The organism is Bradyrhizobium barranii subsp. apii, from assembly GCF_011516635.5.
GTDB lineage: Bacteria > Pseudomonadota > Alphaproteobacteria > Rhizobiales > Xanthobacteraceae > Bradyrhizobium > Bradyrhizobium barranii.
On the sequence record NZ_CP096255.1, the window covers coordinates 2,956,428 to 2,976,201 of the forward strand.

16 protein-coding genes and 4 pseudogenes are annotated in these 19,774 nt (G+C 59.9%); 13 read left to right on the forward strand and 7 right to left on the reverse strand.

Going from position 1 to position 19,774, the window contains the following annotated elements; translation table 11 throughout:
* Window positions 1-173: 173 nt before the first annotated feature.
* The 6 genes from HAP41_RS14095 (at window position 174) to HAP41_RS14120 (ending at window position 6,121) form a co-directional block, all read left to right on the forward strand.
* Window positions 174-1,406: a hypothetical protein gene (locus HAP41_RS14095; RefSeq protein ID WP_166100846.1), complete on the forward strand. Its 1,233-nt coding sequence runs from the start codon at window positions 174-176 to the stop codon at window positions 1,404-1,406.
* Window positions 1,407-1,411: 5 nt separating this feature from the next.
* Window positions 1,412-1,996 (forward strand): protein-S-isoprenylcysteine O-methyltransferase, encoded by a 585-nt coding sequence (locus tag HAP41_RS14100; protein ID WP_166100844.1) that lies wholly within the window; start codon window positions 1,412-1,414, stop codon window positions 1,994-1,996.
* Between the two features lie 209 nt (window positions 1,997-2,205).
* Window positions 2,206-2,403: a hypothetical protein gene (locus HAP41_RS50740; RefSeq protein WP_071911340.1), complete on the forward strand. Its 198-nt coding sequence runs from the start codon at window positions 2,206-2,208 to the stop codon at window positions 2,401-2,403.
* Between the two features lie 88 nt (window positions 2,404-2,491).
* Window positions 2,492-3,181 carry a hypothetical protein gene (locus tag HAP41_RS14110; protein WP_224580852.1) on the forward strand — a complete coding sequence of 230 codons (690 nt, stop codon included), beginning with the start codon at window positions 2,492-2,494 and terminating at the stop codon, window positions 3,179-3,181.
* A 699-nt stretch (window positions 3,182-3,880) separates the two neighbouring features.
* Window positions 3,881-4,288 (forward strand): Rap1a/Tai family immunity protein, encoded by a 408-nt coding sequence (locus tag HAP41_RS14115; RefSeq protein ID WP_071911343.1) that lies wholly within the window; start codon window positions 3,881-3,883, stop codon window positions 4,286-4,288.
* A 216-nt stretch (window positions 4,289-4,504) separates the two neighbouring features.
* Window positions 4,505-6,121 (forward strand): B12-binding domain-containing radical SAM protein, encoded by a 1,617-nt coding sequence (locus HAP41_RS14120; RefSeq protein WP_166100841.1) that lies wholly within the window; start codon window positions 4,505-4,507, stop codon window positions 6,119-6,121.
* Here HAP41_RS14120 and HAP41_RS14125 read toward each other — a convergent pair.
* A pseudogene (locus HAP41_RS14125) lies at window positions 6,101-6,619 on the reverse strand (lipid A biosynthesis lauroyl acyltransferase); the annotation flags it as partial. The gene HAP41_RS14120 and the pseudogene HAP41_RS14125 overlap by 21 nt on opposite strands.
* Before the next feature lie 218 nt (window positions 6,620-6,837).
* On the opposite strand from HAP41_RS14125, the gene istA (HAP41_RS14130) reads away from it, so the two are divergent.
* On the forward strand, window positions 6,838-8,349 hold the full coding sequence (gene istA, locus HAP41_RS14130) for an IS21 family transposase (RefSeq protein ID WP_166105319.1): 1,512 nt from the start codon (window positions 6,838-6,840) through the stop codon (window positions 8,347-8,349).
* Between the two features lie 14 nt (window positions 8,350-8,363).
* Window positions 8,364-8,960, forward strand: a pseudogene (locus HAP41_RS14135) (ATP-binding protein); the annotation flags it as partial.
* A gap of 99 nt (window positions 8,961-9,059) precedes the next feature.
* On the opposite strand, the gene istB reads toward HAP41_RS14135, so the two are convergent.
* Together istB and istA (HAP41_RS14145) are read right to left on the reverse strand one after the other, a co-directional pair.
* The gene (gene istB, locus HAP41_RS14140; RefSeq protein ID WP_166063422.1) at window positions 9,060-9,821 is read right to left on the reverse strand and encodes an IS21-like element helper ATPase IstB; all 762 of its coding nucleotides are present in this window, start codon (window positions 9,819-9,821) and stop codon (window positions 9,060-9,062) included.
* A 16-nt stretch (window positions 9,822-9,837) separates the two neighbouring features.
* Window positions 9,838-11,379, reverse strand: coding sequence for an IS21 family transposase (gene istA / locus HAP41_RS14145; protein ID WP_166096740.1), 1,542 nt, complete (start codon window positions 11,377-11,379; stop codon window positions 9,838-9,840).
* A 174-nt stretch (window positions 11,380-11,553) separates the two neighbouring features.
* On the opposite strand from istA (HAP41_RS14145), the pseudogene HAP41_RS14150 reads away from it, so the two are divergent.
* A pseudogene (locus tag HAP41_RS14150) lies at window positions 11,554-11,715 on the forward strand (ATP-binding protein); the annotation flags it as partial.
* 127 nt (window positions 11,716-11,842) lie between these two features.
* Here HAP41_RS14150 and HAP41_RS14155 read toward each other — a convergent pair.
* Both HAP41_RS14155 and HAP41_RS14160 read right to left on the reverse strand, forming a co-directional pair.
* Window positions 11,843-12,133 (reverse strand): annotated as a pseudogene (locus HAP41_RS14155) (LpxL/LpxP family acyltransferase); the annotation flags it as partial.
* Window positions 12,134-12,628: 495 nt separating this feature from the next.
* Complete coding sequence (locus HAP41_RS14160; RefSeq protein ID WP_166100839.1) at window positions 12,629-13,657, reverse strand: hypothetical protein; 1,029 nt, start codon at window positions 13,655-13,657, stop codon at window positions 12,629-12,631.
* Between the two features lie 373 nt (window positions 13,658-14,030).
* Here HAP41_RS14160 and HAP41_RS14165 point away from each other — a divergent pair, with 373 nt between their 5' ends.
* Entirely contained in the window at window positions 14,031-14,597 is a 567-nt protein-coding gene (locus HAP41_RS14165; RefSeq protein WP_063981809.1) for an OmpA family protein, read from the forward strand.
* Window positions 14,598-14,714: 117 nt separating this feature from the next.
* A complete protein-coding gene (locus tag HAP41_RS14170; RefSeq protein ID WP_224580851.1) occupies window positions 14,715-15,323 on the forward strand; it encodes a hypothetical protein in 609 nt (202 codons plus the stop codon).
* A gap of 415 nt (window positions 15,324-15,738) precedes the next feature.
* Here the strand turns inward: HAP41_RS14170 and HAP41_RS14175 are convergent, their stop codons facing one another.
* Both HAP41_RS14175 and HAP41_RS14180 read right to left on the reverse strand, forming a co-directional pair.
* Window positions 15,739-16,737 (reverse strand): hypothetical protein, encoded by a 999-nt coding sequence (locus HAP41_RS14175; protein ID WP_175618131.1) that lies wholly within the window; start codon window positions 16,735-16,737, stop codon window positions 15,739-15,741.
* Between the two features lie 212 nt (window positions 16,738-16,949).
* Window positions 16,950-17,828, reverse strand: coding sequence for a hypothetical protein (locus tag HAP41_RS14180; protein WP_063981811.1), 879 nt, complete (start codon window positions 17,826-17,828; stop codon window positions 16,950-16,952).
* A gap of 222 nt (window positions 17,829-18,050) precedes the next feature.
* Between HAP41_RS14180 and HAP41_RS14185 the strand changes: the two genes are divergently transcribed.
* Window positions 18,051-18,659: a hypothetical protein gene (locus tag HAP41_RS14185; protein WP_224580850.1), complete on the forward strand. Its 609-nt coding sequence runs from the start codon at window positions 18,051-18,053 to the stop codon at window positions 18,657-18,659.
* A gap of 91 nt (window positions 18,660-18,750) precedes the next feature.
* Window positions 18,751-19,697 (forward strand): IS630 family transposase gene (locus HAP41_RS14190; protein ID WP_166055883.1). Its coding sequence is split into 2 segments (ribosomal slippage): window positions 18,751-19,090 and window positions 19,090-19,697, totalling 948 coding nucleotides; the frame shifts between segments, so codons are not numbered across the junction.
* Window positions 19,698-19,774 lie beyond the last annotated feature (77 nt).

Consider the following 19,774-nt stretch of genomic DNA (forward strand, 5'->3'; position numbering starts at 1 on the left):
GATCGACGCTATTGTTCGAGCGGTTCGGCTTACGGATGGCAGAACAAATCGACACATGTTCCCCAATAACTGGTGGATTCTCTCTTGACAACCCTTGGCGTCAAACGTCTGTTTTTGATTACAGATCGATTGAGGGGGCAGCGAGCAGCACGCATGAGTCCGGGAATAAGACAATGTCCGGCAAGCCTGTAGCGAAACGGTTGGTATTCCATATCGGCGGCTATGATCCAATCACGTCGCATGCCAGCGCGCAACGACGCTTTGTGCGCGAAATTGAGAGGTTCCAACGTACTTGGTCAGTGAAAGCGACCGTCGACGGTTCGCATGATACCGCCGACCAGATACAATGGAACGTGACGACAATCGGCCCCGATTGGCTCGTCGAAACCGATTACCGTCTGGTCCGATGGCACGATGTAATTGAGGTGTTCGGGGGTCGAAGCATCGGCTCACGCATTTCCGTCGGCATTCTTGCGTTTCTGGATTTCGTATTGGCCGGCACGCTTTGGCGTTACTTGCAGACCAATTGGCGCTACGCACTTTTCTTTCTCTATCCATTTGTCGCGTTCGGATTGCTCATCGCTGCCGCCTTTTTGATTGGCGTGGCTGCATTCAAGATCACCGGATCAATTCCCATTGCTACCGGTGGCGGCCTCTTCGGACTCGCAGCCGTGTTGGCGGGTCCGTGGCGCTGGCTGCACCTGGGCGACTTGTTCGACGATTGGATCTTTTCTTGCGAGTACATTCGATTCGGTAATTCGGAAATAGAGCAGAGGCTGGACAGGTTGGCCGCCGAGCTCGTGGTTGCGGCGAGCAACTCTGCCGCAGACGAAATTTTGGTCGTAGGGCACAGCCTTGGCGCCGTACTAGCGGTTGATCTACTTGATCGCGCCTTGAAGCTGGACCCTGCGCTCGGCCGGAAAAAGATTCCCGTCACATTCTTGAGCGTTGGATCATCCATACTCAAGATCGGCCTGCACCCGAAGGCAGTGCGCTTTCGCGGGGCGGTGGAACGCGTCGCCAATTCCCGCGCGATCTTCTGGGGCGACTATCAGGCCCTCACGGACGTGTTGAATTTTTACAAATGCCGGCCAATGGCCGAAATGGGCTTGTCGACAGAAAACGAGGCGACCGTCAGGGTCGTGAAGATTAGTCGAATGCTTAACGACGACATGTATCAACGCATCCGCTTCAATTTCTTCCGCGTGCACTGCCAGTTCGTCAGTGGAAATGACAGGCGAACATCGTACGACTACTTCATGCTCACATGCGGACCTATTTCAGCCAAATCCCAGACGCTCGCCCCGGATGGCGCTGTGTCGATGATCGCTGACGACGGAGGCCTTGTTGCGGGCGCGCCGGTGTCGGAAAGCGAACTGCTGGGAAATCCGGGCGCGGCAGCCTGATTCAAATGACGCCCACCATTTCAAAAGTCATCTTCGTTGCGTTGGTGATCGGCTGGTACCTCATACGCTATAAGTACGCGCGGCGTTCCCGCCGTGCGAGGGTTGTGCGGAGCGCTCGCGGCCCCCTGGAAACTGCGCTCCTGCTCATATCTCTTTCGGGACTCGGACTTGTGCCGCTCGCCTACGTAGCGACAGAAATGCCTCGTTTCGCAGATCACAGTTTTTATCCCTGGTTGGCTTGGCTAGGGTCTTTCTTTGCGATTGCGGCTTTGGGAGTGTTTCACCTGACACACCGTGCACTCGGCCGGAATTGGTCGATAAGTCTCGACGTGCGGGAGAACCATGAGCTTGTGACGGAAGGGATTTACCGGAGAGTTCGACACCCGATGTATTCGGCATTTTGGCTGTGGGCCATCGCCCAGGCATTGCTGCTGCCGAATTGGATCGCCGGTTTTGCAGGCATTGCCGGCTTCGGGATTTTGTTCTTTGGCCGCGTTGCAAGAGAAGAGCGAATGATGTTGCAGACGTTTGGCGACAGCTATCGCGATTATATGGCGCGGACCGGTCGAGTCTTCCCGTGGATACTCTGAGGTAGGTCCCGGCACGTCTCGACCTGTGGTACCCACGAGACTGATTTGGAACCAGACGCCTCAATTTGCGTGCCATTTCCGCAACATACGGCAGAAAAAGCGGTCGGAACCGCGGACTCCCCGGTCTATTCGTTGGTGCCGTGGCGAGTGTCGGGTTATTCCTATGCGTGTCAGGTGAATCCAATCGTTCCGAACAATGGTGAGAACCGATGTTGAAATTCGTTGTCCTTGGAATCGCTTCTTTGGCTTTCGTGGGAACCGCAGCTGCTGCGGACCTGCCACGGCCTCAGCCGGTTGCCGTCGCGGCGCCGGTTGGCAAAGCTCCGATCGGCAAATATCCCGTGGGTAAGAGCCCCGTGGGCAAATACCCGGTCGCTGCCCCGGCTCCGTTGGTGACCAAGGGTTGATCTGACTATTCATTCGTACGCCAGCGGCGTTCGTTTGGGGGAGCAGATTACCTGTGGCATCGGATCTTGGATCCAAGAGGATTCGAAGATGGCGGGAGCGATTCGGAAATATCCGGGTCTGGGGCTTCTTGCAAGGGCCGCCATGCTGGCGGCCCTTGTAGGCTTGGGGGCCGGGATCAGTAGCGCGCAACCACTCGTGGCGCGTACCGACCAGCAGCAACGGGACGCTCTCCCCAGTTCGGCGATGAAGCATGCAGCGACCATGGCTGCTGCTACGCCGGCGATATCCGATGTAAAACCAGCTCGAAGAGCTGCCGCCACGGGTCCCTACTACGTTGATTTTCGTGCCCGCACGGCGGCAACGTACGGTCATGCATTCGTCTGGTACGGAAAGACGGGCGAAAAGCAGGTCGAGGTCGCTGGTCTGGCTCCGGCCGGCGACGAGGTGCCCTATATCCTGGGACACATTATGTTTGTCCCTTCTGAGACGGGTGCGACCTACGGTGATCTTGACGAGCAATATCTGACGGCCAGCTATCGCGTCTATTTGTCTGAGGCAGACGCCAAGAAGGTCTTTGCTTATATCAAGCGCCAGCAGGAGTCTTCGCCGCTCTGGAATGCAGCAACGACAAACTGTACTGCCTTTATCGGCCGCATAGCGACGTTCATGGGCCTCAACGCTCCGTTTCATCTGCTAAAGCCTGAGGAATACGTCAACAAACTCAGAGAGCTGAACGGGGGACGAAAAACGGTGCAGCTTGAACCAGGTCGAGGCTAAAATCCTCGGATTGAGTTCATCCACTCTTCCTTGCGTCTGGATGGGTGTGAGGTCTTCAAGAAATTCAAGCGAGCTTGTTCTTTGAGGATGCGGTTCGATACGACCAACCTTCGTGCGCTGCCTCGCCTGGTTGATGAATAGGCCGGGAGATCATGGAACGTCCGTGGCGCTGCGCTGCAAGGCAGCTCCACCTCCGCTTGGTCGTGGCTAAGCTCTTGTTGGAAACCGTTCTGAGGGTGAAGTCCTCCTTGGCGTAGTTGAGGAAGGTTCGCAGAACTTGTCGTCGCAGACGAAGATCACCGCTTAGGCAATGGTTCTGCGTCGAGGCCGAGCATCGACATCAATCGACCAGTGCACGTCGCGTACACGGCAGGATAATAGATGCTCTCCGCGCCGGATCGAGATCTGTACCATCAGCACGCTTGTCGCCGCCGATGTTGATTCGCGATCATGATCGCGGTGTAGCCGACCTTTGCGGCGGTCACGGCGCGTAAAGCTGCGTGTTGTCAAGTCGACAAGGGCTCTTTTAGCTTTGTGGAAATGGAAGAGGTGAGTTCACTTCGCTCCTATTCGAGCGCGGTGGATCAGACGCTTTTTTTGAGCTAAGCCGTCTGAGCCGCCTGGAACGGCGCGGGCGGCCGCTCTATTGCGGCATACTCAATGCCTGCAAGCTATCGCGCCGGTATTCGGGGGACGTGGATGCGGGTCCATATGATTGTTGCCGGCCTTATCCTAGCGATCATCGGGAAGGCCAGTGCCACGGTTGTCGATAAGGGAACCGACGCGCAAAAGTCTTGCGAGCTGCTTGTCAAGAACTCGCTTCGCAATCAGGACGAAGCTCGGTCCGCAGGCGCATGTGAGGGAATGATCGAGACCGCGATGCTCTTTTCACCAAATCTGCCCGCTGACGTGCGTGCATGCCCCCCCGCGCAAGGCAGCCCTTTGCAAAGTGCGAAGGTTTTTCTGCAGTATCTTGATAACAATCCGGATCGAGTGAATGAACCGGGGATCACCGTCGCGATCGAAGCATTCAGGGATGCTTGGCCCTGCCGTGGGGACGGTGCCGGAACTGGACCGAAAAAGCGTGCCCCAAAAAAATCCAATTAGAACGCGTATCTGCTGATACTAATACTAGCCTTACGGTCCGCGATGTTCGCGTCCGACCTGATTGATTCGCAATGCACTACTGCCGAGGTGCGCGAGCTGAACCGCAGTGCTCACCTCCATAACCAGCACTCAAACGCCTTATCGACGAGCGAAGCGACCCCTTGAGCCCCGATCAACAGCGGGGCATTGTGCCATCAACGCCCGGGCTGGAACAGCATGACAATCCCCTGCCGCGTCCTGATGATCTATCCGAAGTTCGTTCGGAATTCGTTTTGGAACTATGCGGAGGCCTGCGAACTCGTCGGCGCGAAGTATCCAACGGCGCCACTCGGCCTGATCACCGTCGCCGCTATGTTGCCGAAGCATTGGGACATCCGGCTCGTCAACCGCAATACCGAGGCGTTGACAGATGCGGACCTCGACTGGGCCGATCTTGTGATGATCGGCGGTATGCTCAACCAGCAGCCTGATGCCATCTATCTGATCGATCTCGCCCACCTGCGCGGCAAGCCGGTATGTGTTGGTGGGCCGGACGTCTCCTCCAGCCCGCATCTTTACGCGGACGCGGACTTCCAGGTGATCGGCGAGGCCGAGCAGGTCATCGAGCAGTTCATCGCCGCCTGGGAAAGCGGCGAACGCAAGGGCGTGTTCATCGCCGAGAAATTCACGATAGATGTCACGCTGAGCCCCATGCCTCGCTACGATCTGCTCAACTTCGATCACTATCTATACATCGGCTTGCAGTATTCGCGTGGCTGCCCGTTCACCTGCGAGTTCTGCGATATTATCGAGCTATATGGTCGCGTGCCGCGTACCAAGACCAACGATCAGATTCTCGCAGAGTTGCAGGCGCTCCACGATCACGGTTATCGCGGGCATGTCGATTTCGTCGACGACAATTTCATCGGCAACAAGAAGAACCTCCGCACCCTGATGCCGCGGCTCAAAGCCTGGCTGGAGGAGCACGACTATCCATTCGAGTTCTCAACCGAAGCCTCGATCAACATCGCGGACGACAGCGAGTTGTTGCAGGCAATGAAGGATGCGAACTTCTTCGCGATCTTCGTCGGCATCGAGAGCCCGGATCCCGAGACGCTCGTGCAGATGAAGAAGAAGCAGAACACCAGGCGCAACATCGCCGAGTGCATTCACAAGATTTACGGCTACGGCATGTTCGTCACCGCTGGCTTCATCGTCGGGTTCGATAGCGAAAAGGCCTCGATAGGACAGGCGATGGCCGACCTCATCGAGGAGGCGAGCATTCCAGTCTCCATCGTTGGACTGCTTTATGCGCTGCCTGGGACACAGCTTACACGGCGGTTGGCCGCGGAAGGCCGCTTGCACCAGGGCCATGACCTCATGAATGTCGAGCAGACGGGCGATCAGTGCACGCTCGGATGCAATTTCGATACTAAGCGTCCGCTTCGTGACATCCTTGCCGATTACAAGGCTGTGCTCGGGCACGTCTACAGTCCGGCAGCATATGCAGGACGGCTGTCGCGTCTCGCCGCCATGCTCGACCGGTCCGACCGACGCCGCGACCTGCCGGATGGCGACGTGCGCAAGAGGCTTGGCGGCATCGACAGCGTACACAAGATCATGCGGGCCCTGCCGAAGGTTCGCGAGCCGTTCTGGAAGACCTTCGTCGAAGTCGCGGAGACCAATCCGGGCGCGCTACGGTACATCGTGATGCTGATGGCGTTGTACATGCACCTCGGGCCGTTCTCGGAACGCGTGATCGGCGAGATTGACCGCCGCATTGCCGAGCTGGACCATGTACCTCCACTAAGGGCTACCGCAGTCAGTCAAGTGCTACCTCCAGCGACGGTGTAGCCACAGCCACTGATCGGGATATTCGCGGATCCAGCCCTCGATGACCGATGTGACCGCCTGCATCGTTCCCTGAATGTCAATTTGTCCGGCGGCATCGCGGACCGGCTTCACTTCTTCAGACAGTTCGCCACGAAAGCGCTGTCCGGGCAGACGGATGACGCGCACACCATGAATCGGGCACTCAATCTGCCGCAGCAGTCGCGCAAGCATCGGATTGGCCCTGGTCTTGCGGCCGAAGAAAGTAACCTCGACGCCGTTGGTCAGATACTGGTCGACCAGCATTCCAACGTGCTGGCCACTTTTAAGGGCCTCGGCAAGTCTTAGGGGCGCATCACGACCCGCGGGAATGAGCGTGCCCATTTTCACGGCGCGCATATCCTGGATGATGCGGTCGGCGGACGCGATGTTGGGTCGGCGATACAGGATCGCAGTATCCGACCCGTGCGCGACGGCTGCCAGGGCCGGAAGTTCCCAGTTAGCGAGATGACTCGCAAAGATGCGGATTCCGATTTATTCCGGCCGGGTATTCCGACTTGAAGCCGGCCATCGTTCCGATTTGAAGCCGGCCACGATTCCGAAATGAAACCGGCCGGCATTCCGATTTGAAGCCGGCCGGGTTTTGGAAGTCGGCGTTTTCGTTTGGGTCAGTCCTTCAGGCATCAAGTCCCTCGTTGATCCACGAGGGGAAGCGGATGCCGGCCAAGAGAGAACTGACCATGCGACAGATACGACAGATGCTGCGGCTTGCCCGTGATGGGGTGAGCGCCCGGGAGATCGGGCGCACGCTCGGGGTGGCGCGCAGCACGATCCAGGACAATCTCAAGCGTGCCTCGACTGCCGGGCTGGCGTGGCCTTTGGCGGGCGATCTGACCGACGCCGTTCTTGAACAACGTCTGTTTGCCCATGCCGGCGTCAGGCGCGGCTTCCGCCGGCGCCGGGAGCCGGATTGGGCCTCGCTGGCCTGTGAGCTGAAGCGGCCTGGCGTCAATCTGATGGTGCTGTGGGAGGAGTACCGGGCGGTCCATCCGGAAGGTTATGGCTACAGCCGGTTCTGCGATTTATTCCGGGAATTCGAGCGGCGGCTGTCTCCGACGATGCGGCAGGACCATCCGGCCGGCGACAAGGTCTTTGTCGATTACTCCGGCAAGAAGATCATGATCGTTGATCGCGCAACCGGGGTTGTGCGCGACGCGGAGATCTTCGTCGCCGTGCTTGGCGCCTCGAATTACACCTACGCCGAGGCGACCTGGACGCAGACACTTCCGGACTGGATCGAGGCTCATGTCCGAATGTTCCGGTTCTTTGGCGGGGTGCCACGCCTCGTCGTCCCTGACAATCTGAAGTCCGGCGTGCACCGGGCGTCGTTCTACGACCCCGAAATCAATCGCAGCTACGGGATGATGGCGTCCCATTACGGCGTTGGCATCCTTCCGGCACGGCCAAGAAAGCCCCGGGATAAGGCAAAAGTGGAAGCCGGAGTGCGTTTTGCCCAGACCTATATCCTCGGGCGGCTTCGCCGGCAGACCTTCTTCTCGCTGGCTGAGGCGAATGCGGCAATCGCCGCCGCGCTGGAGCGCATCAACGCCCACGTCATGCGCCGGATCGGCGTCAGCCGCCGACAATTGTTCGAGACCGTCGAGATGCCTGTCCTGGCGCCGTTGCCGGATGCCGACTATCAGTTCGCGGAATGGCTCCTGGCCCGCGTCTCGCTCGATTATCACGTCGAGGTCGACGGCTTCTTCTACTCAGTTCCACACGGCCTGATCCGGGAGCAGGTCGACGTTCGCGCCACCACCCGGACCATCGAGTTGTTCCATCGGGGTTTGCGTGTTGCTGCTCACCAGCGCCGTTATGGCGGCCGCCGGCACGGCACTGATCCCGATCACATGCCCAGTGCGCATCGGCGTTACGCCGAGTGGACTCCCGATCGATTCCGGCGCTGGGGGCGGTCGATCGGGCCCAACACCGAGGGGCTCGTTCTCGCCATCCTGGCCAATCGGCCTCATCCCGAACAGGGATTCCGGACCTGTCTCGGCGTGCTTCGGCTGTTCAAGGATATTGATCCCGAACGCGCCGAGCTGATCGCGGCCCGCGCGGTCGCGGTCAGCGCACTGACCTACAAGAGCATCGCCTCCATCATCGCCAACAAGCTCGAACGCAGTTCTCGCGATACCGAGGACGCGATCATCGAACATCCCAATCTGCGCGGCCCCGGTTACTTCCATTGAAAGGATTATCCAGCATGCTCACCCATCCCACCCTCGACCTGCTGCATAGCCTTGGTCTCCACGGTATGGCCAAAGGCTTCAAGGACCTCGATGCCCAGTCCGAAGCGCGCAGCCTCGAACACGCCGAATGGCTGGCGTTGCTCCTGGAACACGAGAAAACGCTGCGCCAGCAAAAGCGGTTCGAAAGCAGAGCTCGAGCCGCCAAGCTGCGTCATGCCGCCTGCGTCGAGGATGTCGATTACCGCGCTATCCGCGGCCTCGACCGCACGCTCTTTCTAAAACTCGCCGCTGGCGACTGGATCCGGGCACGACATAATCTCCTTGTTACCGGGCCGTGCGGCGTCGGCAAGAGCTGGCTCGCTTGTGCCCTCGGCAACAAGGCTTGCCGAGACGACTTCTCAGTTGCCTACCATCGTGTGCCGCGTCTCTTCGCCGCTCTCGCACTCGGCCGCGCCGATGGCCGCTATACCAAGATGCTGCGGGCGATCGCACGACTTGATCTGCTGATCCTGGACGACTGGGGACCAGAACCTCTCGACGCCGACCAGCGCCGTGATTTGCTCGAAATCGTCGAGGATCGATACGAAGCCCGCTCGATTATCGTCACCAGCTGCATATTTCAGTGATCGTGAGCAGCGATTTCGCGCGATCATGAGCGCCGAATTCAGACGATCGTGAGCAGCCTCGCTCCGGCCGAGGCGGTGATAGGGTCAGCGTTCTGGCTGCTCGTCAAGGGTGATGGTTTTGGCGTTGCGTTTTCGCATGCTTTCGCCAGCAAGCTGGAGGCGGTGAGCGTTGTGGACGAGGCGATCCAGAATCGCGTCGCCTAGCGTGGGATCTCCGATAACTTCGTGCCATGTGTCCACAGGGAGTTGGCTGGTTACGATGGTGGAGGAGCGGCCATGGCGATCGTCAAGGATTTCCAGTAGATCGCGCCGCTCGGCAGCGGTGAGCACCGACAATCCCCAATCATCCAAAATCAGAACCTGGGCGCGGCCAAGGGTTTTGAGCAAGCGGGCATAACGTCCATCGCCCCGCGCGAGCCCCAACGCTTCGAACAATCTTGGGACGCGGTGATAGAGGACCGAGCGATTATCTCGGCAGGCCTTGTGGCCGAGGGCACAGGCTAACCAACTTTTGCCCAATCCGGTCGCCCCGGTTATGAGCAAATTCTCGTGGCGATCGATCCAGTCGCCGCTGGCGAGCTTGGCGAAGACGGCCCGGTCGATACCCCGCGGCGTGCGCAAATCGACGTCCTCCACGCAGGCATTCTGGCGGAGCGAGGCCAGCTTGAGGCGCGTGGTGAGCCGCCTGGTGTCGCGTTCCGCCGCTTCCCGGTCGACCAGCAGGCCGATGCGATCTTCGAACGGCAAGGCTTCGAGATCAGGCGATCGTCGCTGCTCCTCGAAGGCCTTGGCCATGCCGCTCAAGCCGAGCTCGATCAGGCGTTCGTGGGTGGGATGGTTGAGCATACAGGTCTCCTTGGCTTCAGTGAAAATAATCGCGGCCGCGGATGTTGCCGTGGCGCAGGGGTTGGTGTTCGGAGGGCTCGTCGAGAAAGGTACGATCCAGACCGTTCTGGAGGATGGAGCGGATCGAGGCGACGGATCGCGCCTTGATCAGAATGCCGCGCCGGCAGGCCGCTTCGACGCGCTCCGCGCTGTAGCTTTTGACCAGTGACAGAATGCCGAGGCAGGTGCGAAAGCCTTGCTCGGGATGCGGCCGGGCCGCGATCACGGCCTGGAAGAAGGCGGCGGTCGACGGACCGATCCGCTCGCCGGCGACGATCACTCCGGCGGGCGTCCATTGACCGTAGCGCCGATGGGCGCTGGGCATATGGTCGGCGATGGTGGTGTGGCCCCGCCGGTTGGGCGCGCGGGCGTGGCTGGCGATCCTGCGGCCGTTGTGGAAGATCTCGACCGTTCTGTCATCGATGCGTGCGTCGACAAGCTCACGGATGAGCCGATACGGCGCGGAATACCAGTGTCCATCGATCTCGATATGATAGTCGGGGCCGATCCGGCATCGCTTCCAGCGTGCGAAAGCGTAAGCCTGGTCCGGCAGCTTTGTAAGCTTGGGCTTGTCGAGCTCGGCGAACAGTTCGGCGCGACTGGCGCCAAAGTCGCGCATCTGCCTTGCATTGAGTTCGACGACGAGTGTTTTGATGGCTGCGTTCAGCTCCGCCAACGAAAAGAAGCGTTGGTTGCGCAGCCGCGCCAGAATCCATCGCTGGGCGACTTGCACCGCAACTTCGACCTTTTCCTTATCTTTTGGGCGCCGCGGCCGGGCTGCGAGAATGGCCGTGCCGTAATGGCTCGCCATCTCGGCATAGGTTCGGTTGAGGCCGGGATCGTGGCGGTCGGGATTGGTGACGGCGGCCTTGAGATTGTCGCAGACTACGAATGTCGGCACGCCGCCGAGGAAGGCGAAAAGATTGATGTGGACCCGGATCCAGTCGGCGAGCCCCTCGCTTGGACAGGCCTCGGCATAGGTATAGTTGGAGGCGCCCATCGCCGCGACGAACAGCTTCATCGACTGCACTTCCCCGTTTGAGGGATCGATGACGTCGATGGTGTCGCCGGCGAAATCCACGAAAACCTTCTCGCCGCCCAGATGCGTCTGCCGCATCGAAGGCCGGGCTCGCCCCTTCCAGGCCTCGTACGTCGTGCAGAACCAGGTGTAGCCGAAGCCATCGGGATGGGTGGCGCGATACTCGTCCCACAGCAGCCGACGGGTCACGTTGCGTCGGCGCAGCTCCTTGTCGACATAGCCCCAGTCGGGAACGGCCCGCTGGGGGCTCTGCGACGCAGGCCTCGGCGCCGGGAAAAGCAGCAGCTCCAGGTCCTCGTCGCTCATTCCGGCCGGCAACGGCCACTTCAGCCCGGCAGCCCCGGCTCGGCGTAGATAGCTGTGCACGGCGCCGTTGCTGATGCCCAAGGTGCGCGCGATGGCTCGCTCCGGCAAGCCTTGAACATGTTTTAAGCGGAGAACCTCTTTGATCCGGCGCATCGACAATCTCTGGGTGGGCATCGGCCTTCCTCGTTCACTGACGAGGCAGTTCCTAAGCCGGTTGAGTTGTCGGCCGAAGCGGGCTGAGTTGCTGAAAAGCTGCTCACGATCCCGCGAAATCCGTGCTCACGATCGTCTGAAATCTCTGCTCACGATCCCCTGAAATCCGTGCTCACGATCCCGCGAAACATGCACACCAGCCAGCTGCCCGTCGATCGCTGGTACGAAATCATCGGCAACCCCACCATCGCCGACGCGATTCTCGATCGCCTCGTCCACAATGCCTACCGCATCGAACTCAAAGGAGAGAGCCTCAGGAAGCAGAAGCAACCCGCTCAAGATCAACCGGTCTCTTGACCTTCCCAGCCCTCGACGACATCATGAAATTGACCCATGCGAACGACGCCACGGGTGGCCGGCTTCAGATCGGAATACCCGGCCGGCTTCGAATTGGAATGCATGGCCGGCTTCGTCGGAATCCGCAATCAAGATGCGCGAATTCGGCGCCGACTCGACCGAGATTGTCCCAGGCGCCTGCGAGAATGGTCTCGATCTCTGCAGGCGATTTTTCCGGAAATGCGGCGGTTAGATTGGCTCGACCGGTCTTTTGCTCCCGCATCATGGGCCCGATTGAGCGAGTGATCCGAGCGAATAAGTTGGCGGTCTTGGTTGGATCGAAATGGCGAGCGGCACGCAGTATTCCGATCGTCAACGCGCCCACCGCCGCTTGGCCCAGGGGCTTGGTCACGTCGCGAAGTTGGAGCCTGGTCCGCATTGCAACGACAACCTTGGCTTACAATTTCGGCTTCCACGGGCTTCAGCGCGCATCATCATGCCACCGATACGCGATGCGATCAAAGACACCGACGAGTTGCGCAGGGCGCGCCTCTCGAGTTCGCCTGCAACGGAGGATGAATCGTGCGGGTTCGATCGAGTGCTTCGCGCGTAACAATGAGCGTACCCAGGCGTGGGGTGCAGTCCAATCGCGACATCAGCTCCGAAGCCGATTGAGACGTGAGCAGCCAAAGCGATACTTCGGAGCTCGGGTCCTCGCTAGTTCTCAAGCCAGACACTCATGCCCGGCTCAAGGTCTGTCGAATCTCCCTTGGGATCGAGGCGTAAGCGCAGCGTATTGCGGTCATGATGGCCGATGACACGCTCTGCCTGCCAGGTGGCAAAGTAAGCGTTTCGGGGCCGTCGGGGCAGCTTTTGACCCAAGGCGACATTCAACGTCTGGAGTGATTTCCAGCTTCTGTCTGATCTTCGGATGCTAGCCGGGGAAGTCGCGGAACTCCTTGACGAGATTGAACGGGATTTTCCACCCGGCGCCTCCCCCGCGCATCAGCATCTTGATGTCTTCCGCCCTGTTTTCTTTTCCGGTTTTCGGATCGGTCTCCAGCGTGTGGCCTTGGCTGTCCCAAGGTTTGCTCGCGCTCTTCGAGTAGTAGCCGAGAAAATGGCCGGATTCATGGGCAGACGTGTTAGGCCCGCGTTGCGAGCTGATGAAGGCAAGGTCCAGCCCGCGAGCAAACGAGCCATTGGCGAGGCCGCCATTGGACCAAACCTTATCGACGCAGAAAATGGTTAGATGGGCGCCCTGAACTTTGTGTTTGACGAAGATGCCCTTCAGTTTTTCGACGTCGATCACATCGGGAAAGGTCGCCAGGCTCGCATCCTTCATGCCAGTCGCATTGGCGATCTCCTGTTTGATGGCAGCCTGCGAGTCGTCGATGACCAGCCAGTCGCTTGGCACCCGCTCGAAGCGGATGTTGGCCTGCGGCCTCCATATATTGTTCATCGTCAGCAATTCGTCTTGCTCGATGCAGGGCTTCTTGGCGTGAAACGCCGGAGCGCCGCCACTCCCCGGAACCATGACATTGCGGAACGCCACCTTGATCTTGATTTCCGGTAGCACCACGACATAGAGCTTGGCTTCGATCTTCCGGCCGGCCGAACGGGCCACCACCTCCAGGCCGGGAAAACCAATCGGCTTAATCCGGCCATTGATCTCGAAAAACCGTGCATCGCCATTGAAGTTGGCGGGAAGTGACGCCGCCCTGAGCTGCGGATCGATATCGGGTTTGGAGAAGGTTTCTCTGGCCTGCATGACGCGTCTAAGGGTATCGGCGCCATCGATCTCCTTGATCCCGAGGGCATGGGCGTTAGGATCGACTTTGAGCTTTCTTCCGGGATCGATCAGCGCCACGATGTTGGAGCCGCCGAACGGCACCACCATGCCCGGCGGGCTGCGGCGCTCATCGATGCCGGAGCGGCGGAAAACCTCTTGAAAGGCGGCCATGTCTGGTTCTCCTGTCTTAGTTCGGTCCGTCAACGCGAAATCTTGCGCGCGGAAATGAGAGCCTCCTTCGGCGGCGGGAAAACAATCTGGCCGGTCCCCGCGGCGAGATGCAGAAAATTTCGGCGGCGAAGTTTCATGGCCAGTTCCTCCGCAACAATTTGGCACGGACGGCAATAGGCGTAGCCTACCCCGCTTTCCGGAGAGCGCGGAAGGCCAATCAATGTCCGCTAATGGCCCTGTTGAGGGCGCCCGCACCTCGCCTTTGAACTTCCCCGACCGCTCACGTCACTACTAGTCATAGCCGTGGTGGGAGCCGACGCTCCCTCCAGTGCTCAGCTTTGGGCAGGCCACGCCAGCAATGGGAGAAATTGCCATGGGACGCGCGCCGCAGCCACTGCCGCAATACACGCCGCCGGGCCCGGTGGAACAGATGCCGAATATGGCGACGCAACCGCAGTGCTCGCCGCTTGCCAAGGTTCACAGCGCCGCCGTCTTTCCCTACGTGGCCAATGAAGTCGCGACGTCCCGCACCGAGGTCGGCCATCTCGGTGTGGACGTCAGTCTGGTCCCGCCGGCCGGCATCTGCCAATATCTCATCATCTGGGATTTCGGCGTCGACTGGCGGCATCTCAAGAACATCGCCAAGCGCGATCCGCTGTTGGCAGCGCAGCTCATCCGATTTGAGACCGACAAGTCGTTGCAGTTCCAGATCGTCGGATACAGCGACAGCACCGGCGGCGAACGGAACAACAGCTTCCTGCGCACGGGCCGGGCCAAGAACGTCTTTCACCTGTTCGGCCCAAGCGCCCGCTCGCGCGTCTTCTCCGTCAAGCCCGCCTCACACTACGAGTATCTGAAGGACAACACGACCGTGATGAACAGGGCCGCCAATCGCGCTGTGGTCGTCGAAATCTTCGGCGGCGGCGGCGGGACGATCTAGCCACCTTCCACAACGCGAACGGAGGGGCGGGCGGCTCCTATTGGTGCAGTACAGCGTTTCAGCGCTTGCGGAGCCTGGCCGGACCACTATTGCTCGACCACGCAAGGGAGGTAGGTCATGCCACTGACCGAAGGCGACGTCCTGGACACACTCAGTGACTCGGTCGCGCTTGGTATCGAGTTCTACGTCGACAAGATCCATATCAAGGGCGAATACTTGACGACAGTTCGCGATCACATTCGCGCCGGCAATATATTGGTGAAGGGCGGCACTCAGGATCTCGCCTTCTACGATCAGGTTACGGATGTTCTGTTGACGCAGAAGAAGTCGCCGCCCGCAAATGATAGCGATCGGGCGCTGCTCCTGCATGAGTGCGTCCACGCCATGATCGACGTCTATGATCCTGACGGCGCTGTTACGCGCCACATGGGCGAACTGGCGGCCTACCTCACTCAAACCACATATAGCGTTCGCAAGAATCCGTCGTCTAACCGCAACGGCACCGCCCCCTGGGACAAATTCTGGGGCGACCTCTACGCCACGGTGCGCGCCAATAAGCTCGACACCAGCGCGGGCAACGGCGTCCGGATCGCCGTCGGCGACGCTCGAAAATCTGCGCCGGCAACTCGCAGCGCTGCCTTTTGTGAACTATGGAGATTTCACAAAAGAAGCGACGGGCGTATCGGATGGGCTGACCCGCAGGAACCTATTTCTGTCGAGCGATGAACCCGTGTCGATGCGATCATCGAGCGTTTCCCACGAAACTTATGTTGATCCGAGCGATGACTATTTGATGCGCACCCTGATGGAGGCCTACGCGAGCGCCGATGTTAGAGGCTATGGCAGCCGCCTGCGCCGGCTACGTCGTGATTGTCTCTATTGCTCGCTGTCTCGCGCCCATGAGCTCCGGAAGAGGTTTTCGGTGCGGAAGCGTGGAGACCGGCTCTCCGAACTGTTTCACGATCGCCTGTCGCATGGCGGCCGCGCAATTCTTCTCCGTGTGCTTGCGCTGCGAAGCTGACCAGCACGCAAGTCGGAAAAATACTTTTGAGAGGAAGAATGCGCGACCGCACCGCGTCGAATGCTCGGCGTGTCGGTGCTTCAGTTAAGTAGACTCCCGACCACTCCCCTGCAGCGGGTTCTAGTCCAGGTGCCTTGCGCGCAGATCTTGAAGGTCCTTTTTCAATGCCACAAGATCCAGCCCGCGAGGAAAAGTGAGGCGTCCAGAGCGGATCACGAGCCGGACGTACGGATAGCGCTCCTCGGCAAGCATCGGAGAACTGATTTTGTATTTGTGCCAATCTTCAACGATGTGTGCCTGTTGCTCGACGTTGTATGAGTCCCAGGAATCGCCCGGCGTGTACTCGTAGCCGGAACCGATTGTCTGCGCCCAGAACGAGCGCGCCATCGTCCAGTTTGAATCGTTGAACGCCTGCCACACATGGGTCATTTCGTGCACGAAGAGGTCGCAAATGCGACCGAAGTCGTCGCACAAGAGACCGAAGGTGGGGCTAGGCGATGCCAGGTTACTGAACGCGACACTGCCAAGATTGATGGCATACCGCATGCTCGGCACCATGGGATTGCCTCCCCTGAAGAACGGTCCATCGTTCGTCCACGGTCTTCCGCCTGCTCCCAGGCCATTGGTAATCGCAATTGTCTCCCACGGCGGCAGCGTCGGGCCAAAAACGTTGCGCGCGAAATCCCGTTCGCTCACGTCCAGCACGCGCGCGAAGTCGGGTCGGCTTCCTTCACATTCCGGCGGGGTCGGAGCCGCTGGGGTGGGCGCAACCGGTGGAGTGGGCGCAATCGGCGGGGGAGGCGGCGTACCTGGCGGCAGATAGATGAATCCCCCTCGCCATCCACCTCTCCCGCCCGTCGTACCGGAGGAAAACGCAAAATTTTGGCGATCGGGCGACATCGCGCGGCAGCCGACATACTCGGCCAGGTACCAGTTCACCTGGCGTGTGGCTTGTTGGAAATCGCGCTGCTTGACGAGCTTGACGCCCGGAAAATTGAACTCGATGAGGTCCCAGGGGGCGATGCCGATCCGCTTGGCAAGGGATATCCAGGTCTCGTCTGCCGTCACCGCATGCCGGATTCCCGCGGGCGGTACATAGCTTTCGACGACGGGCTTCAACGGCCTTTCCTGGTTCGGCAATGTAAGACCTCCCCCGCCGATTCCTGCGGAACTACGCGTTCTCGCCACCAATACCTATTGGTCGCCGCTACCTCGAGGCGGTTCGATGGTTCCATTGATTCGGGCCACCAACTGGCAGTGGCAAATCGAAGAGCCTCATTCGTAGATTGGAGGCGTAGACACGAAGCAATGTCGAACGAGCGATATCCGCTTTAGCGCCGGCCTTTTGGCTTCGAGCCGAGCAGATCATGCGTGCCGCTGATGCTCACGGTTCCGGAGCACTCGAAACCGCCGAAAAGTCCGCAGGAGCCCGTGACCGTAACGCGCAAGTCTTTGCGCTGGTACATGTCGACCGAAATGCCCACGCGCGAAAAGTCGTTCGCGCTGTTCGGCAGGATCAGATCGATGTGCTCCGCGGCCCATTGCGGTATATGCTTGTTGCTCTTCCAGAACAGCTCATTGCCGGCGTGATGCACGAAGTTCGGTCCGACCGTAAGGGCGCCGTCCACGCCTTCGAATACGAAGCCTGTTTCGTCGATGTGCACGTTCACCCGATCAGGTGCTACGGCGAAATGCAACGAGGTGATGTCCTGGGGCTGCGGGTCCTTGCCGAATTGCGAGCTGTAGGCGTCGCTCCATTGTCCGCGGTCGCGCCCGAGCCCGAAGCCATGGCGGCCCGGGAGATCCCGCGTTGAGAGCGGCCTGTCCGACAGCTTTGGGCGCCAGATCTCCCGGAACCCCTTGCCGATCGTTGCCGCCATCGACAGATCGAGGGCCCAATGCGACGCTTTCTCCGGGCTTTGCCCTTCGGCGAAGGCGTCGAATCCGTCCGTCGTCTTGGCTATGCGCAGCTTCTTGATCAGCTCTTCCCAGTCCTTGGGCAGGAAGGTGACGCCGTCGAGCGTGGTCGTCGCGGCAGCGACACCATACTTCTCGAGCTGGTGCCGGATGTAGGGCTTCTCGTCATAAAGGCGCACATCCGGGTTGGGGCCGGCAAAATAATTCTTCAAATCGATCTGCGGCCGCAGCATGGTCAGTCGTGCCGCGATCTTCCGGTAAGTGTCGGTCGTCGTCGGATCGGTCGTCGTCATGGGGCGCACTCCGAGGCAATCCTCGCCCCAAATTGGTCTCGCCCGGACGGGTTCGGGTTCAATGCCGGCTCGTTCGACCAAGCTGCCGCCCGGCCCAGGTTATTCGAATTCCTATCGCGCCGGTGCAATGACTGTTTGAACCTGCTGATCGGAAACGGCGACCACCAACCGTGGGGTAGTGCGAACAACGAGGACGATCAAATGTCACTGCGGAGCAGGGTATTGGACGTACTCCATGGCCCGGCGGTCGCACGCATGCGCTTCCGGTTTCCGATCCGCGGCAGCCATGTGACGATTGCGCCGCAAACGTTCCATCACGTCGCCCGCGCGATCCGGTTGGGGCAGGTCACCGTCAGACCTCCGACGGATCTCGCGGCAGGCGTTGCTGCACAATACAACGATGTCGCGAGAACCAGGGCGGACGGCACGGCGGTTGCGGCGAACACGCTGGAGGTCGTGTCGGCGGCGGGGCGGCTGGACGAGGCCTATATCGTCCACGAGAGCCTGCATGCTGCATACGATCTGCTGCGTACAGGCCTTGATGCCAATGCCGAAGAGGCGTCTGCCTACGTCTGCACGGCGCTCTATTGCCGCATGACGGGCCTGCCCCGCCCTCGCTGGGCCAACGGGCCGATCTACGCCAATGCCGCAGAGGTCGCCCGAACGCTGCTGTCCCAGTATCAGAAGGGCGATCCCGGGATTCCCTGGGTCGGCGAGCATGAGTGGAAGATGCTGCGCGCAGGTGTTGGCCTTGATCCGGTCTATGCCAGCGGACCCGGCGGTATTCTCACGGGATGGCTCCTCGGCCAGCAATATACCCACGACGGCTAGAGCATTTTCCGACCGGAAAGAATCGGGTGGGGATTCCCAAAACGGCGCGAGTCAGATTCAAGCTGCATGCTGGCGAGGGAGGCCAGCATGTATGGCCAGGGCGCTTTCGGTTGATCTTCGCCAAAGGGTGGTAGCCGCGATTGACGGTGGCATGTCCTGTCGACAGGCTGCTGAGCGCTTTGGTGTCAGCGCGGCCAGTGCGATCCGCTGGCGCGCTCGCCTCAAGAAAGTTGGCGACATCGTTCCTAAACGCCAGGGCGGTGACCGCAAATCGCAGCGCATCGAAGCGCATTCGCAATTGATTCTGGAGGCGGTGACAGCGAGGCCGGATATCACGCTTGCCGAGTTGCGAGAACTGTTGAAACGTCATGGAATATCGACTGGCATCGCGTCGCTCTGGCGTTTTTTCCAGCGCAGAAAGATCACACTTAAAAAAAGACAGCGCACGCCGCCGAGCAACGGCGCGGCGATATAAATGCCGCACGTGAGGAGTGGTTCGAAGGGCAAATCGACCTTGACCCTGAGCGTCTCGTCTTCATCGACGAAACCAGCGCCAACACCAAAATGGCGCGGCGTTACGGGCGCTCGCCACGCGGCGAGCGATGTCGTGCAGCTATCCCACACGGACATTGGAAGACGACGACGTTCACCGCTGGATTGCGCTCCGACGGTCTGATCGCGCCGCTTGTTCTGGACGGTCCAATGGATGGCGACGCTTTCCTGGCCTACGTCGAGCAATTGCTCGCCCCATCGCTGCGGCCGGGCGATACCGTTATCATGGACAACTTGCCCGCTCACAAGGTCCATGGCGTTCGAGAGGCCATCCAGGCGGTCGGAGCTAGCCTGCTCTATCTTCCGCCCTACAGTCCAGACTTCAACCCGATTGAAATGGCCTTCTCCAAACTGAAAGCGCTGTTGCGGGCCGCCGCAGCCCGCACCATGCCCGATCTCTGGCAAGCAATCGCCAACGCTCTCAAACGCTTCTCACCCGAGGAATGTCAAAATTATCTCGTCGCGGCTGGTTACGACGCAACGTGATCGGAAAACGCTCTAGAGTGCCGGGCCGCATCCGTTGCAGGAAATGGCAGGAGCTTCCAACTCCTGCCGTTCATCGC

Excerpts from the sequence above, each read along its gene's own strand:
- istA (WP_166096740.1), bottom strand. The coding sequence starts at position 11,379 with ATGCCCACCCAGAGATTGTCGATGCGCCGGATCAAAGAGGTTCTCCGC.
- istA (WP_166105319.1), top strand. The coding sequence starts at position 6,838 with ATGCGACAGATACGACAGATGCTGCGGCTTGCCCGTGATGGGGTGAGC.
- HAP41_RS14160 (WP_166100839.1), bottom strand. The coding sequence starts at position 13,657 with ATGGCCGCCTTTCAAGAGGTTTTCCGCCGCTCCGGCATCGATGAGCGC.
- HAP41_RS14100 (WP_166100844.1), top strand. The coding sequence starts at position 1,412 with ATGACGCCCACCATTTCAAAAGTCATCTTCGTTGCGTTGGTGATCGGC.
- istB (WP_166063422.1), bottom strand. The coding sequence starts at position 9,821 with ATGCTCAACCATCCCACCCACGAACGCCTGATCGAGCTCGGCTTGAGC.
- HAP41_RS14115 (WP_071911343.1), top strand. The coding sequence starts at position 3,881 with ATGCGGGTCCATATGATTGTTGCCGGCCTTATCCTAGCGATCATCGGG.
- HAP41_RS14120 (WP_166100841.1), top strand. The coding sequence starts at position 4,505 with ATGACAATCCCCTGCCGCGTCCTGATGATCTATCCGAAGTTCGTTCGG.
- HAP41_RS14170 (WP_224580851.1), top strand. The coding sequence starts at position 14,715 with ATGCCACTGACCGAAGGCGACGTCCTGGACACACTCAGTGACTCGGTC.
- HAP41_RS14165 (WP_063981809.1), top strand. The coding sequence starts at position 14,031 with ATGGGACGCGCGCCGCAGCCACTGCCGCAATACACGCCGCCGGGCCCG.
- HAP41_RS14095 (WP_166100846.1), top strand. The coding sequence starts at position 174 with ATGTCCGGCAAGCCTGTAGCGAAACGGTTGGTATTCCATATCGGCGGC.
- HAP41_RS50740 (WP_071911340.1), top strand. The coding sequence starts at position 2,206 with ATGTTGAAATTCGTTGTCCTTGGAATCGCTTCTTTGGCTTTCGTGGGA.
- HAP41_RS14180 (WP_063981811.1), bottom strand. The coding sequence starts at position 17,828 with ATGACGACGACCGATCCGACGACGACCGACACTTACCGGAAGATCGCG.
- HAP41_RS14110 (WP_224580852.1), top strand. The coding sequence starts at position 2,492 with ATGGCGGGAGCGATTCGGAAATATCCGGGTCTGGGGCTTCTTGCAAGG.